The sequence below is a fragment of the Subtercola boreus genome, from assembly GCF_003399645.1.
GTDB classification, from domain to species: Bacteria; Actinomycetota; Actinomycetes; order Actinomycetales; family Microbacteriaceae; genus Subtercola; species Subtercola boreus_A.
On record NZ_NBXD01000004.1, the window covers coordinates 1 to 1026 of the forward strand.

Annotated in this window: 2 protein-coding genes; both read right to left on the minus strand. The window is 61.1% G+C overall.

The window, feature by feature from the left end; all coding sequences use genetic code 11:
• Nucleotides 1-181: 181 nt before the first annotated feature.
• The gene (locus B7R24_RS17475) at nucleotides 182-340 is read right to left on the minus strand and encodes a hypothetical protein (RefSeq protein WP_172582666.1); all 159 of its coding nucleotides are present in this window, start codon (nucleotides 338-340) and stop codon (nucleotides 182-184) included.
• Nucleotides 341-475: 135 nt separating this feature from the next.
• On the minus strand, nucleotides 476-880 hold the full coding sequence (locus B7R24_RS02085) for a VOC family protein (protein WP_116417341.1): 405 nt from the start codon (nucleotides 878-880) through the stop codon (nucleotides 476-478).
• Nucleotides 881-1026 lie beyond the last annotated feature (146 nt).

The following is a 1026-nucleotide window of genomic DNA, read 5'->3' on the forward strand; positions in this document are numbered from 1 at the left end:
CGGCCCGTGCGGCATGAGAAACTTGCATCTGCGAGATGCCTCTCTTTTCGGGTCCAATTGTCTCTGTGGTAAGAACAATTATCCCTGATCAGAAAGGTATTCTCCGTTTAACGCGCCGATCTCACCCCATGCCCCATCGGTGGATCCAGGCTTAGTGGTGTGGTGTGGCGCAGGGGTGAGGTCAGGCGGCTGGTGCGGGTCCGTCTGAGGGTGAGGCATCGGGTACGGGGAGAAGCCCCTGCTCGGCGAGGGACGTGTTCAGGATCTCTTCCTCGAGAATGTCTTCGGCCGTCTCGATACGGTCGGCTTCCGAGATGTCTTCTGGGCTTGAGCGGTTCATGCGGATGCGCCTATCTTGAGTAGTTTGCGGGGTGCCGGTGTGGTCTGCGGGGTGATCGCGGGAGGGGTTGGATCTGTGCGAGTCATGGACCTGCTCGTCTTCTGGTTATGAACGCGTGTGGAAGTGAGGAGTCAGTCACCAGGTATAGATGCGGGGGATGATCTGGTCGCGGGGGAGCTTCTCGGGTCCTGGGTACACGACGACGATGGGTACACCGTCGGGTCCTGACCCTTCGACGATGTCGAAACCGTCGACCGTTTGTGCGGTGACGTGGGGAGTAAGTTCCCGAAGGAGCGTTTCGCAGCGGCGAAGGTCTTCCAGCGTCTCGGCGCTCCAGATCAGGTATTGGATCCCGATCGCACCGAGCGGATGTTCGGCGCGTGTGCCCATCTCGCGGAGGTAGAGCTGGTAATCACCGGGACCGACGAGCAACGCAGCTGAGGTGTCGCAGGCGGTGACGGTTGCGGTCAGTAGCTTGGTGTAGAAGTCGACGGACCGGTCAAGTTTCTTGACGAACATGACCGCGGAGGAGAGTCTCATGCCAGGGCCGAGGGTTTAGCCTCGATCCACCGACGTTCTTGGGTGTGAGGGGGTCCGCGGTGTTGTCGGGCTGACTGAGGCGCTGGCTGGTGTTGCGCGCGGCGGAGCCGCGAGCCTCGCTGCCCGTGGTGTTCCACTTGGTCATC